Genomic DNA, 11,909 nt, shown 5'->3' on the forward strand with positions numbered 1-11,909 from the left:
GCTTCCAAATAGCCACCCCTCTAATCTGCAGACATCACTTTTGATCTCTCCGGTATAACCGGCACACAGAGGAATCCGCGATGAAAGCTAAACGTGTCTACGATCTGCCCACCAGGGTTTTTCACTGGCTTTTTGCCACGCTCTTTGTAGTGGCCTTTACCATTGGTAATACCGTTGACGACGAGTCCCTGGTGTTTTCCTACCACATGATCGCGGGGCTAACCCTCTGCTTCCTGGTGGCCTGGCGACTGGTGTGGGGTGTCATCGGCACCACCCACGCCCGTTTTTCAGATTTTCCCCTGCACCCCCGGCAACTAGCCGGTTATTTCAAAGGCCTGCTATCCGGCGATCACAAACTCTGGAGCGGTCACAATCCGGCCTCGAGCTGGGCCGCCGTCACCATGATGGCCTGCGCGGTGGGCCTGGGCATCACCGGCTACCTGATGGCCTCAGGACTGGCAGGCGAAGACCTGGAAGAAGTTCACGAACTGCTCGCCAACGGCTTTCTGGTGATAGTTCTGCTTCACCTCGCCGGTATAGTCCTCCATACTTCGAAACACCGTGATCACATCTGGAAAAGCATGGTGAACGGCGAAAAACAGCATGTGCCCGCCGATAGCGCACCGGTTAAAGCCCGCCGCATCAGTGGGGTATTTTTTCTGGTCCTGACCATCGCATTTGCCGGTTACCTGCTGCAAAACTTCAACACCGATACCCGGGAGCTAAATCTGCTCGGTTCTCAACTGCATCTGGGGGAAGTGGAGGATGAAGACGAGCATGAATCCCACGATGATCACGACCATGACGACGACTAGAAAAGCATCATGACCTCCCGAGACCGCGCCATACTGCTCATCACCCTGCTGCTGATCACGGCCATCATCGCCTTTGACCTGGTCACAGACTCCGGCGAGGGGGTTGCCCTCTGGCACCTCCTCGCAGAGGCAACGGCGGGGCTGCTGGGTCTGTGCGGGGTCTTTTAAGTGCTGAAGGATATGTTCCGGCTGAAAAAGCACCTTAACCGGGAGCGGCAAATTTCCGCCAGCCTCAAACAGGAATCGGAAGAGTGGCGCGATCGCTCGAAAACCTATCTGGATGGATTGTCTGAAGCCATCGACCAGCAATTGTCTGCCTGGCACCTGACCCCGGCGGAGCGAGAAGTGGCCTTCCTGCTACTCAAAGGCATGAGCCTCAAGGAAATCGCCGAAATAAGGGATACCGCGGAGAAAACCGCGCGGGTGCAATCCATGTCAATTTACGCCAAAGCCGGCCTGTCCGGGGGCTCGGAACTCGCCGCGTTCTTTCTCGAAGACCTGCTGCCCGCCACGAGCATGGACGCCAACAAAGACCGGGAACAACCTTCATCCAACTGATTCCAATTATCCCTCGGCAACCAGTAAACCCGGCACGGACTCCTATTGCTTAAACGTTTTTACGTGGCCACATCCACCGGCTCACCACGATCACATTTTTTGCAATCCAGCTCGAACCCCAACATGCCATCTCGACCAGCCTGTGACTCAACCCAGGGGCGGTTGGTCCATGGCGGGTCGTGGCGCACATGCTGAAAGTGGCCACAGACCAGCTCCGCCACCCAATCGTCACATTCGTCTTTATGGTAACCACAGATAGGTTGTTTCATTGCGCCAAACCCCGACTGGCTGGCTAGAGGTTAACTGTCTTGTTCATGGCCAGCCGTGATTCTCGCCTGGCGCTTTTTTTGCCCCGCCAGCTCCCGGCATTCTCTACAACGAACGGCGGTACTGAAGAAATAGCCCCCCGCCTCTTCATACCACCATTTTTGCTGAGTGGCGGTCCAGGTCTGATGTATGCCGCAGTCCTCGCAGTCAAACTCGATGTCGTAATAGAAATCCGGTGCACTTGAATAGGTGTTACCCATCACCAGCTTGCTGGCATCGACGGGCAGTCGATCCTGTTTTTTATTTTTTGATCTGACCTGTTTGCCCATCCATCACCTGACAGTGAACGTTACCGCCCCTAGGCCTCAGGATTCCTTCAGGTAAGCAATCATGGTGTCCACATCGCTGCACTCAAAGGGGTCATCCGGGCAATCGTTCATCATGCCTGGCTCGGCAAATAGCTTTTTGATTTCGCCATCGACAATATGGGCCGAATAACGCCAGGTCATTTCACGACCGCCCTTGGTAATCAGCATGCCAATGCCACGGGTAAAATCGCCCTGTGTATCAGGCAGCATTTTTACGTTTTCAATGCCGATATTTTTGGCCCACTGCGACATGGTAAAAGGTGCGGTCACACTCATGCAGTACACCTCATCCACACCGAGAGATTTCAGCTCGTCATACTTGGCATCGTAGTCGGGCAAATGCGCATTGGAGGCCCTCGGCGTAATGGCTGCCGACAGGGCAAACACCACGATATTTTTACCCGAGAAAACTTCATCCGATGGAATATCCACCCAACGCCACGGGTTTCTGCCTCCAACGCCTTCACCGCGAACGCGGTTTCTGAAAATCATCTCTGGGACTTTATTGCTCATCTTTATTCTCGTTTTCTTAAACTGGCGTGCGTGATTTTAAAGGGGACAGCGGGACAATTGTAGGGGCAAAACCCCGATGCCAACCCGGCACAGCCTTCTTTGTCTATTCGCACACAAAACCGTGCACCTTAATTCTGACCAGCTACCCTAGCAGAATAGCCAGCTTTCGTCCCGGCCTGTGCAACCCACCCTGACCCGACCAGCGGATGCAGGTTACACTCGCCTGACACGGAACTGGAGCACCACATGCGCAAACCGTTTCTCTTCGCCTACACACTGGCAGCCACGCTGGGAGCCTGGAGCCTGGTGGCCCAGAACTACGAATTCGTTATCTACACCCTCGTCACACTTGTGCTGGTGACGCTGATCTACCTGGGGGACAGAAAATTCACCTTCAGCCCTGCGGTGCTGTGGGGTTTCAACCTCTGGCTGGTGCTACATATTCTCGGTGGGCTGTGGCCGGTGAACGGTAGTGTGCTGTATTCGCTCGTATTGATCGATATCGTCGGCGAACCCTACTCCATCCTGAAATACGATCAAATTGTGCACACCTACTGCTACGTCATTATCGCGCTGCTGCTGTGGCGAGTGGTTTCAACCGTCAGGCTCGACGCACCGCAATGGCTACTCGCAGCACTGACGGTACTGGCCGCGAGCGGCGTGGGCGGCCTGAATGAAATTGTGGAGTTTTCCGCAACGGTGCTGGTGCCCAATACCAATGTGGGCGGATATGAGAATACCGCGATTGATCTGGTGGCAAATTTTCTGGGGGCCTGCCTGGCCATTCCTTTTTTCAAGGGAGAAGAAGCTAACATCCCATCCCAATGAAGCCTTTGCAGTGATTCGGATACCGCGCGGGGAGACATAGCCCTGCCTCCAGGTGGCCTAGAGAAGCTCGGCCTTGTTAAAGATTGATATCGCTGATATTGACCCAAACCTGACCAAGAATAACGAGCAATACGATCAGCGCCCAGCCACCGTATAGCAGGTACTTTCTGTCGAGCCTGCCGATGCCATTGAGCTTAAAGCCATAGAGAATCAATGCGCCGACGGCCGCCTGCCCCCCCATCAGCCCCAGTGCCGCAGGACGGGAACCGATCTCGGGAGCAAAACCCAAAGCAATCACCAGAAAACCCACCACGCCAAAAGTTAGCAGTAGCCAGCCAAATATTTTTAAGTAATTTAACACCGAGGCTCCCGTGTAGTAGCGGCTTCAGCACGTTAACACTGGGCACAAATATTGGAAGTGTTATCTGACCCCACTTATTTTTTAAGCACCCATTGCTGTGAGTTGACGAAACGTATCAAACAGCATTCGAAAATCCTCAAACTCCTCCACATTTAGGTCCACCAATGCCTCCCATAGATCGCTTTTACATGACTCTTTGACCTTTAAATATTCAGTCCCTACGATAGACTTCGTTTGTACGAAGTTGCCTTTTTTCAAGACTTGCTCTGACAAAAGGTTTTCGATCTCTACATAGTTTGCAAAATTGTCATGATCCAAATCCGCCAACTTGTCTAATCGCTCCGGAATTGGCAATAACATTGCGTACCAGCAAGGATGATCATTTCTCTTTCGGTAAAATCCTGTAACTTTGTCCCCAAGAGCATCATCGTTCCAATACTTTTCCCTTTTCAAATGATGGAAATTTTCGCTTCCCTCTTTATCAAAATCAAAAAGGCCGACCATCCTGTTCGACTCGAAGATACTTGCATTCTTACTTCGCATTAATCCAGCAACCGAACCTGCACTTTCCAAGCCCTTGATCTTGAAATCTGCTGAGTCAAGAAAGGATTGCTCGACTGTTTCCTTCGAAAAACTCACCCCGTTCAACTTCAACCAAGCGATTTTGTATATCTGATCATACTTGTCCTCAACGAAAAGTATCCGCTCATTCGTCTCAAGCTCACTTACTTTCTTATGAAGTAGCGCTTTGATTTTCTCGGTTTCAACGAAAATTCGCTCAAGCTCAGAGTTAAGATGAAAAACGCCCAGCTCCTCATTCAGACGGTAAGAGTCATTAAGCTTCGTATCATCCGTCGTTAACGCCCCGCTTTTATCCACCTTGATACGAGCGATTCTTGATGCTGAAATATCCTCGTCTCGCCAAACCCTATATTTTGAAACGTTATCGCCCTCAATCGATATAAAATTGAACGAGTGTGTTGTAATAAATATTTGAGCATTTTCAACAAATTTTGTGCGAAATCTTTCAGCCAAAAGCTGGGCATTGCGATACTCGTAGGAATTTTCTGGCTCTTCAAACCCCCACATAAAGTATTTTTTCGACTGAACATCGCTTCTTACCGTTCTGCTGGTGAAAGAACGCTCTTTAATAGATATGTAATTGAGAATTTCTGGAATCAACTTCGCTTGAACCCCATCACCTCTTTGCGACAATTCAACGGCGCCGGTTTGCACCTGCAAAGTTCTGAAGAGGTCAACCAAGTTCTCCGGTAATTGAAATACGGGCTCGTAATCCATTTTTTTCTGCGAGAGCGTTTGCTTAAACTCCTCCATGAGAACGGAGGTCTCTTTTTGGATTTCGTGCTGAAAGTCATTCTTTTTTTCGTCTATTACTGAGGTTTTAGCTTTCCATAGTGTTTGTTGAAGTTCGCCAAATAAATGTGAAAAGTACCACTTGTCTTTGATGGCTGGGACGTAATGAAACTGTATCTGAGAAAGGTATTCAGTGAGCTGTTTCTGGAGACTAGCCTTAATCGTTGATTTGAGCTTTCCGGAGCTATCCAAAAAGCCAGCGTAATCTCCGGGCTTCTTCTCCAGCTTGAAGCTTACCTCGATATTTGATCTAGGATCGAACTGACTATAAACAGAAGTTTTCTTCCACTTCTTACTAACCCAAAAGCGCTCTGGAAGAAATACTTTGCCTCCTTGGCTTCTATTTTTGTTTTTATTTTTCGAGTTTAAAAACCAAATTTTTATCGTTACAAGCTCTTCCTTGATGTCCTTTTCATCCGGCTCATCTTTCTTGAAAAAATCCTGCTCAAAAGAAAAGAATTCGTCGAGATCAGTATGGCCGTTAAAAAAAAGATTCATACCTCGCAGGATATTAGATTTTCCAGAATCATTTGAGCCTGACAAAATGTTCAGGGAACTAATCTTGTCGACTTTACTTGTTTCACCAACCCTATTCCCGAATCATCGAAAATTTTTTATCTCAATTTGTTCTACTACGATCACAGTCTTTTTCCTACCCTCGCGTCGGTAGTTGGCTTACCCGAAGAGGGCCAAATAGATGAAACTCTGAAATAGGGTGCGATCCCTTTAGATTGCACATTTATTCCCTTGCTCGCCTATCATATTGCAGCCGTTATACAAATCAATGGATTGCTATTACCTTTTCTGTTTTATAGCGGCTGATTTCACTGCTCTATGTGTTTCGACTTACAAATCCAAGTCGTTCTTGCACCGTACAGTTTTCCGTTCCGCCAACAAATTGATTAACCGCCCTATCCCACCTATTATCCTCAGGCTTAGCCAACCCGGAGCAGCCATGAGTTTCAGCCACAATCGCGGACCCTTTCCCGCCACCCGCCTGCGTCGCAACCGCGCCGATGATTTTTCCCGCCGCCTGGTTCGGGAATCGGTGCTGACCCCCGACGATCTGATTTACCCGGTATTTGTGCTGGAAGGTTCCGGCCAGCGCGAAGCGGTGGCCTCCATGCCCGGCATCGAACGCCTATCCATTGACCTATTGGTGAAACAGGCTCGCGAGATCGCCGACCTGGGTATTCCCATGGTGGCGCTGTTTCCGGTGACGCCGCAGTCCGCCAAGAGCCTGTTAGCAGAAGAATCCTACAACCCGGATGGGTTGGCACAGCGAGCGGTGAAAGCCATTAAGGATGCCGTGCCGGAACTGGGGGTGATGACCGATGTGGCGCTGGACCCATTCACCGTGCATGGCCAGGACGGCATTATTGATGAAACCAGCGGCTATGTGCTGAACGACATTACCGTGGAGACCCTGGTGAAACAGGCGCTTTCCCACGCCGAGGCCGGTGCCGATGTGGTGGCCCCCTCAGACATGATGGACGGCCGCATTGGCGCGGTGCGCAATATTCTTGAAGAACACAGCCATGTGAATACCCGCATCATGGCCTATTCCGCCAAGTACGCCTCCAGCTACTACGGCCCGTTCCGTGATGCAGTGGGTTCTGCTGTCAATATCAAGGGCGGCGACAAGAAAACCTATCAGATGGACCCAGCCAATAGCGACGAAGCCTTGCACGAGTGCGCCCTGGATTTGCAGGAAGGGGCGGACATGATCATGGTAAAACCGGGCATGCCCTACCTGGATGTGGTGCGCCGGGTGAAAGAAGAGCTCAAAGCCCCCACCTTTGTGTACCAGGTGAGCGGCGAATACGCCATGCACTGTGCGGCGTTTGAAAACGGCTGGCTGAACCGGGAGCAGATTATTCTGGAATCACTATTGTGCTTTAAACGCGCCGGGGCGGACGGGATACTGACCTATTTTGCGATGGAAGCGGCAAGGCTGTTGAACAAATAACGGCGGGTTTTATCCGAAACAAAAAAGGGCTGCCAATGGCAGCCCTTTTTAATGCATTTTTGAAAACTATCTACGTGGCTTCTGCCTCGAAAACGTTCTCTTAAAAGCGGTTAGTCTTCGTCCGACGCATCGGCATAGGCATCAGCATCCATCATGTCTTCCAGCTCTTCAGGGTCGGACATTTTGATCTTGAAAAACCAGCCGTCGTCGTAGGGGGAATCGTTAATGGTTTCCGGGGCGTTTTCCAACACATCGTTAATGGCGATCACTTCGCCGGATACGGGGGCATAGATATCGGAAGCGGCTTTCACGGATTCCACCACACCAGCCTCATCACCAGCGGAAACGGTGGTGCCGATTTCGGGAAGCTCCACATAGACCACATCGCCGAGGCTGTCCTGGGCGTGGTCGGTAATGCCCACGGTCACAGTGCCGTCACCTTCATCGCGAGCCCACTCGTGGGTGCTGGCGTACTTCAGATCAGATGGGGTCTCGCTCATGGTGGTGTCCTCAAAATTGGTAGTCTAAAACTGCCGGGGATTTTAAACCCGAATGCCGTCAAACTAAAGTGCTTGGGAAGATGGCCTTAACCACCCAACCCCATGGCCTGACGCACCAGCTGGTTTTTCAGGGGGCCGAGTTGGTTGGCCAGCTTCATTCCGTCGTTACGCAGCAATCGCAGGGGCATGGCCTGGGACTCAAACAGGCGTTTAAAGCCTTCCATGGTGGCCATCATCCCCAGGTTATGGGGTTTACGGCGGCGCTGGTAGCGCTTCAAGCCGGATAGTTCACCCGGCGACAGCCCTCGGGACAGGGAGCGCTGGATTTCTTCCGCCAGGGTGATGGCATCCTGAAAACCGAGGTTTACCCCCTGACCCGCCAGCGGGTGAATGGTATGGGCTGCATCCCCCAGCAGGGCGATACCGGGCAGCACGTAGTCCACCGCGTGGCGTTGCCACAGGGGAATACAGTAGCGTTTGTCGACGGCGGTAATCTCACCCAGACAGTGATCGCTGGCCTGACCCAGCGCCCGGCAAAACTCCGCCTCATCCAGCGCCATCAGCTCTTTGGCTTTTTCGGACTGCTGGGACCAGACAATGGAACAACGGTGGCAATCGCCCTGCTCGTCCTGAAGGGGCAGGAAGGCCAGCGGACCTTCAGGCAAGAAGCGCTGACGGGCCGTGAAGTTGTGTTCACGCTCGGTGGTAATGGTGGTGACGATGGCCTGATGGCCGTAATCCCACTGTCGCAGTTGCAGGCCGCAGAGTTCGCGCACCCGTGAGCGGGCACCGTCGGCGGCGGCCACCAATTGTGTTGTCACCCTGTCGCCATCGGCCAGTTCAATCACCACGCTGCCATCTTTTTCCAGTCGCTCCAGGCCGGTGACCTTGGCGGGGCAAAGCAAGGTCACATTGGGCAATGCTTCTAACCGCTGTAACAGGGCCTCAACGATGAGGGCATTTTCGACAATATGCCCAAGGCTGGGCTGGCGCACTTCGGCGCAGTCGAATTCGATATGGCCGGTGCCATCTGCTTCCCAGACTTCCATATGGCGATAGGGGCAGGTTCGACGGCTGGCAATCTGTTGCCAGAGACCGACATCACTCAGCAGTTGCCGGGATACTTCTGTCAGCGCCACGACCCGGGGATCAAAGGTTTGAGAAAGGTCAGGCATCGCAAAAGGGCTGGCTTCCAGCACGCCAATGTGCAACCCGGCTCCCCAATTGGTGCTGGCCACCCGGGCGGCAAAGCTGGCGCCGACCATACCGGCACCCACCACCACGATATCACATGCATGGTCAGCCATTGGCGGCTCCCTTGATGCCGTTTAACCCTGGTGTACCGCGGGTTTCCAGCCCCATGCCGAGGCGGGCGAACTGATGACGCAGCAACGGCACCGCATCCAGCGCCAGTAACCCGAGGTTTCTTGCCAGCGCCACCGGCGAACTATCCAGACCAAAGACTTTGGGCAACAGGTCGCTGAGCAAAATGGTTTTTTGCTGGTCGGCCTGTTGTTGATTCAAATAGCGTTGCAACACATGGAGATCACCAAGAGATTCGCCCTTGGTAGCAGCATCGCCCAGCACTTCGGCCAGCACCGCCAGGTCCCGCAGGGCAAGATTAAAGCCCTGTCCGGCTACCGGGTGCAGGGAGTGGGCGGCATTGCCGGTGACCACCACGTGGTGCCGCACCTGTTCATCGCTGGTCACCAGCTTGATGGGATATGCCTGACGACTACCCACCCGCTGAAAGTGACCAAGGCGAAAACCAAAGCGCTGTTGCAGTTCTTCGAGGAAAGTTTGGTCATCGGCCTGCAGCATTGCTTCGGCACGTTCCGGCGGCAGCGTCCAGATCAGTGCGGCACGGTGTTCACCCTCAATGGGTTGCAGCGGCAGCATGGCCATGGGGCCGAGATCGGTAAAGCGTTCGTAAGCCACGCCGTTGTGGTCCTCGGCCAGGGAAATATTAGCGACAATCGCCATCTGGCCGTAATCCTTGCTGCTGGCTCCAATACCGAGTAATTCCCGGGTATGCGATTGCGCGCCGTCGGCCACCACCAGCAGGCGGCTGGCAAAAGATTCCGTCGCACCCTCATCGTCGAGACTAACCGTCAGCTCAACCCCTTCCCGGCGCGCCTGAACGGTGGTGACACGGGCGGGAGCAAGCCAGTCAATATCAGGGGTTTGCTGAACCGCTGCCATCAGCGCGGCACCGAGATGGCGGTTCTCCACCACGTAACCCAGTGCAGGAAGCTTCTGCTCTTGCGCTGAAAGGCGGGTGGTGCCGATATGGCCACGATCAGAGACATGTACTTCGTTGATGGCAGCCACGCCTTGCTGTAATTGATCCCAGAGGCCCAGCAGTTCAAAAATTTCCCGGGTGCTGTGGGACAGCGCCGTGGAGCGGGCATCGAAACTGGGTTGTGCGGGCACTCCGGACGAGGGCGTTGCCACCGCTTCCACCACACGAATTCGCCAATCCAGCTTCAGAGACGACAGCAGCAGCGCCAGGCTGGCGCCCACCATGCCGCCACCGATGATGGTGATATCGAATGTGTTGTCCTGCTCAGCGGCCACGTGTGTTACCTGGTTTCTGCCATCAAGGCTTCAATGTCGGCGGTGGCTTTCGGCGCGGCGGCACTGAGTATGCTGGGGCCTTTTGACTTGATCAGCACGTCGTCTTCAATACGTATGCCGATACCCCGCCAGCGCGGCTCCACATCATGGTTGTCGGGTGAGATATAAATGCCCGGCTCCACTGTCAACACCATGCCCGGTTCCAGCACGCGCCATTCATCGTGCACCTTGTAGTCGCCGACATCGTGCACATCCATGCCCAGCCAGTGACCGGCCCGGTGCATGTAGAAATCGCGGAAGGCTCCGGTTTCCATCAGCTCATCGCGGCTGCCCCTGAGAATACCCAGGTCAATCAGGCCGTCGGTAATAATTTCCACCGTTTTCTGGTGGGGTTCGTTCCAGTGGTTGCCCACCTGGCAAACCTCAATGGCCGCCAACTGGGATTCCAGCACCACGTCATAGAGGGCCTTCTGTTCCGCGGTGAATTTGCCGTTAACCGGGAAGGTACGGGTAATGTCCGAGGCGTAATGCTGCAATTCGCAACCAGCGTCAATCAGTACCAGGTCGCCATCCTTCAGTTTGGCGCTGTTTTCCACGTAGTGCAGGATGCACCCGTTGGCACCGCTGCCAACGATGGAGCTGTAGGCGGGGGATCGCGATCCCGCCATGGCAAATTCATGCTCCAGTTCCGCCTGCAACTGATACTCGTACATGCCCGGCTTGCAGATCTGCATGGCCCGGCAGTGGGCACGGGCAGAAATTTCAGCCGCCGTGCGCATGATTTTCTGTTCGGCATGGCTTTTGAACAGGCGCAACTCGTGCAGCAGGTGGTCGAGGTCGACAAATTCTCCCGGGGGGCTGGCACCGGCCCTGGCACGGGAACGGATATTGTTGACCCAGTCCATCAGATGCTTGTCGAAAGCGGTGTCCTTACCCATGGCGTAATAGACACGATCGCGCCCTTCCAGCAGGCCCGGCAGGATATCGTCGATATCGTCGATGGGGAATGCGTCGTCGGCACCGTACTGTTCACAGGCACCTTCAGGGCCTGCGCGGTAACCATCCCAGATTTCCCGCTCAATGTTGCGGTCGCGGCAGAACAGCAGGAACTCGCCCTGGGGTCGACCCGGAATCAGCACCATGACGGCTTCGGGCTCCGGGAAGTTGGTGAGGTAATAGAAATCACTATCCTGCCGGTAGGGGTAGTGCACATCGCGGTTGCGCACCCTTTCAGGGGCTGCGGTAATAATGGCGATGCTGTTTTCCGCCATCATGGCGGTAAGCGTCTCTCTGCGTTTGGCAAATTCCGAACTGGAAATCATAGATAACAAGGTCCAATCGCTTAATGGAGTGTTCTGGGCTGCTCAACCTCTGGCATGCCCAGTTCTGCATAAATGAGAAGTACCGCTACACGGACATATTCCACCAACTCGGTGTAGCTGACTTCATCTTCCTGATCTTCCTCGTCTTCCAGCATGCCGATCTGGGAAATGGCCGCCAGGTCGCGCAGGGCGTCAGCAATATCTGCTGCCAGCTCGGTTTCTCCGGAGATGCTGGAATTGCCCAGCCCATAGAGAAAACCCTGGCACCAGTCACCCAGAGCTTCGAGACGCTGGTTCAGCTCCATGTCGTCTTCCGGCAGTAGCGGCTGGAATTCAAAACCGTCACTGCAAATTTGCTGCCGCGAAAAGGCATACAGCGCAGGCAGCATGTCACCCATGTCTTCAATGCGCTCCCGCTCCTGATCCAGCAGCTCTGCCACCAGGATAATCAGTTCTT

Annotated in this window: 15 protein-coding genes; 5 read left to right on the plus strand and 10 right to left on the minus strand. The window is 53.7% G+C overall.

Going from position 1 to position 11,909, the window contains the following annotated elements; genetic code table 11:
- Positions 1-80: 80 nt before the first annotated feature.
- From ACYZYZ_RS04555 to ACYZYZ_RS04565, 3 genes are read left to right on the plus strand one after another with little or no spacing between them, the layout of a single operon-like run.
- Entirely contained in the window at positions 81-815 is a 735-nt protein-coding gene (locus tag ACYZYZ_RS04555; RefSeq protein ID WP_461483414.1) for a cytochrome b/b6 domain-containing protein, read from the plus strand.
- Between the two features lie 9 nt (positions 816-824).
- On the plus strand, positions 825-983 hold the full coding sequence (locus ACYZYZ_RS04560; protein ID WP_461483415.1) for a hypothetical protein: 159 nt from the start codon (positions 825-827) through the stop codon (positions 981-983).
- Positions 984-1,373, plus strand: coding sequence for a helix-turn-helix transcriptional regulator (locus ACYZYZ_RS04565; protein WP_461483416.1), 390 nt, complete (start codon positions 984-986; stop codon positions 1,371-1,373). It begins immediately after the preceding gene.
- A gap of 59 nt (positions 1,374-1,432) precedes the next feature.
- Here the strand turns inward: ACYZYZ_RS04565 and ACYZYZ_RS04570 are convergent, their stop codons facing one another.
- Genes ACYZYZ_RS04570 through ACYZYZ_RS04580 form a run of 3 tightly spaced genes read right to left on the minus strand, consistent with a single transcriptional unit; the run spans position 1,433 to position 2,521 of the window.
- Positions 1,433-1,642 carry a DUF3565 domain-containing protein gene (locus ACYZYZ_RS04570; RefSeq protein WP_305170195.1) on the minus strand — a complete coding sequence of 70 codons (210 nt, stop codon included), beginning with the start codon at positions 1,640-1,642 and terminating at the stop codon, positions 1,433-1,435.
- A gap of 30 nt (positions 1,643-1,672) precedes the next feature.
- On the minus strand, positions 1,673-1,969 hold the full coding sequence (locus tag ACYZYZ_RS04575) for a zinc-ribbon domain containing protein (protein ID WP_461483417.1): 297 nt from the start codon (positions 1,967-1,969) through the stop codon (positions 1,673-1,675).
- Between the two features lie 36 nt (positions 1,970-2,005).
- Positions 2,006-2,521 (minus strand): redoxin family protein, encoded by a 516-nt coding sequence (locus ACYZYZ_RS04580; RefSeq protein WP_461483418.1) that lies wholly within the window; start codon positions 2,519-2,521, stop codon positions 2,006-2,008.
- Between the two features lie 246 nt (positions 2,522-2,767).
- On the opposite strand from ACYZYZ_RS04580, the gene ACYZYZ_RS04585 reads away from it, so the two are divergent.
- Positions 2,768-3,349: a DUF2238 domain-containing protein gene (locus tag ACYZYZ_RS04585; RefSeq protein WP_461483419.1), complete on the plus strand. Its 582-nt coding sequence runs from the start codon at positions 2,768-2,770 to the stop codon at positions 3,347-3,349.
- Between the two features lie 76 nt (positions 3,350-3,425).
- Here ACYZYZ_RS04585 and ACYZYZ_RS04590 read toward each other — a convergent pair whose 3' ends face one another.
- The gene (locus tag ACYZYZ_RS04590) at positions 3,426-3,710 is read right to left on the minus strand and encodes a hypothetical protein (RefSeq protein ID WP_461483420.1); all 285 of its coding nucleotides are present in this window, start codon (positions 3,708-3,710) and stop codon (positions 3,426-3,428) included.
- Between the two features lie 81 nt (positions 3,711-3,791).
- On the minus strand, positions 3,792-5,645 hold the full coding sequence (locus tag ACYZYZ_RS04595) for an AAA family ATPase (protein WP_461483426.1): 1,854 nt from the start codon (positions 5,643-5,645) through the stop codon (positions 3,792-3,794).
- Between the two features lie 394 nt (positions 5,646-6,039).
- On the opposite strand from ACYZYZ_RS04595, the gene hemB reads away from it, so the two are divergent.
- Positions 6,040-7,053, plus strand: coding sequence for a porphobilinogen synthase (hemB, locus tag ACYZYZ_RS04600; RefSeq protein ID WP_461483421.1), 1,014 nt, complete (start codon positions 6,040-6,042; stop codon positions 7,051-7,053).
- Positions 7,054-7,163: 110 nt separating this feature from the next.
- Here hemB and gcvH read toward each other — a convergent pair whose 3' ends face one another.
- From gcvH to ACYZYZ_RS04625, 5 genes are all read right to left on the minus strand, one after another.
- Positions 7,164-7,553 (minus strand): glycine cleavage system protein GcvH, encoded by a 390-nt coding sequence (gcvH, locus tag ACYZYZ_RS04605; protein WP_305170203.1) that lies wholly within the window; start codon positions 7,551-7,553, stop codon positions 7,164-7,166.
- 86 nt (positions 7,554-7,639) lie between these two features.
- Complete coding sequence (locus tag ACYZYZ_RS04610; protein ID WP_461483422.1) at positions 7,640-8,860, minus strand: UbiH/UbiF/VisC/COQ6 family ubiquinone biosynthesis hydroxylase; 1,221 nt, start codon at positions 8,858-8,860, stop codon at positions 7,640-7,642.
- Positions 8,853-10,130 carry a 2-octaprenyl-6-methoxyphenyl hydroxylase gene (ubiH, locus tag ACYZYZ_RS04615; RefSeq protein WP_461483423.1) on the minus strand — a complete coding sequence of 426 codons (1,278 nt, stop codon included), beginning with the start codon at positions 10,128-10,130 and terminating at the stop codon, positions 8,853-8,855. Before ubiH ends, ACYZYZ_RS04610 begins: the two co-directional genes overlap by 8 nt.
- A 5-nt stretch (positions 10,131-10,135) precedes the next feature.
- Positions 10,136-11,452: a Xaa-Pro aminopeptidase gene (gene pepP, locus ACYZYZ_RS04620; protein ID WP_461483424.1), complete on the minus strand. Its 1,317-nt coding sequence runs from the start codon at positions 11,450-11,452 to the stop codon at positions 10,136-10,138.
- Between the two features lie 20 nt (positions 11,453-11,472).
- The coding region (locus ACYZYZ_RS04625) for a UPF0149 family protein (protein ID WP_461483425.1) at positions 11,473-11,909 on the minus strand (437 nt) is incomplete at its 5' end.

The sequence above is a fragment of the Porticoccus sp. genome (assembly GCA_023261185.1).
Lineage (GTDB): Bacteria > Pseudomonadota > Gammaproteobacteria > Pseudomonadales > Porticoccaceae > Porticoccus > Porticoccus litoralis.

Bases quoted from the DNA above. Each gene is read 5' to 3' on its own strand.
- ACYZYZ_RS04555 (WP_461483414.1), top strand. From the start codon at position 81: ATGAAAGCTAAACGTGTCTACGATCTGCCCACCAGGGTTTTTCACTGG.
- ACYZYZ_RS04560 (WP_461483415.1), top strand. From the start codon at position 825: ATGACCTCCCGAGACCGCGCCATACTGCTCATCACCCTGCTGCTGATC.
- ACYZYZ_RS04570 (WP_305170195.1), bottom strand. From the start codon at position 1,642: ATGAAACAACCTATCTGTGGTTACCATAAAGACGAATGTGACGATTGG.
- ACYZYZ_RS04575 (WP_461483417.1), bottom strand. From the start codon at position 1,969: ATGGGCAAACAGGTCAGATCAAAAAATAAAAAACAGGATCGACTGCCC.
- ACYZYZ_RS04580 (WP_461483418.1), bottom strand. From the start codon at position 2,521: ATGAGCAATAAAGTCCCAGAGATGATTTTCAGAAACCGCGTTCGCGGT.
- ACYZYZ_RS04585 (WP_461483419.1), top strand. From the start codon at position 2,768: ATGCGCAAACCGTTTCTCTTCGCCTACACACTGGCAGCCACGCTGGGA.
- hemB (WP_461483421.1), top strand. From the start codon at position 6,040: ATGAGTTTCAGCCACAATCGCGGACCCTTTCCCGCCACCCGCCTGCGT.
- gcvH (WP_305170203.1), bottom strand. From the start codon at position 7,553: ATGAGCGAGACCCCATCTGATCTGAAGTACGCCAGCACCCACGAGTGG.
- ACYZYZ_RS04610 (WP_461483422.1), bottom strand. From the start codon at position 8,860: ATGGCTGACCATGCATGTGATATCGTGGTGGTGGGTGCCGGTATGGTC.
- pepP (WP_461483424.1), bottom strand. From the start codon at position 11,452: ATGATTTCCAGTTCGGAATTTGCCAAACGCAGAGAGACGCTTACCGCC.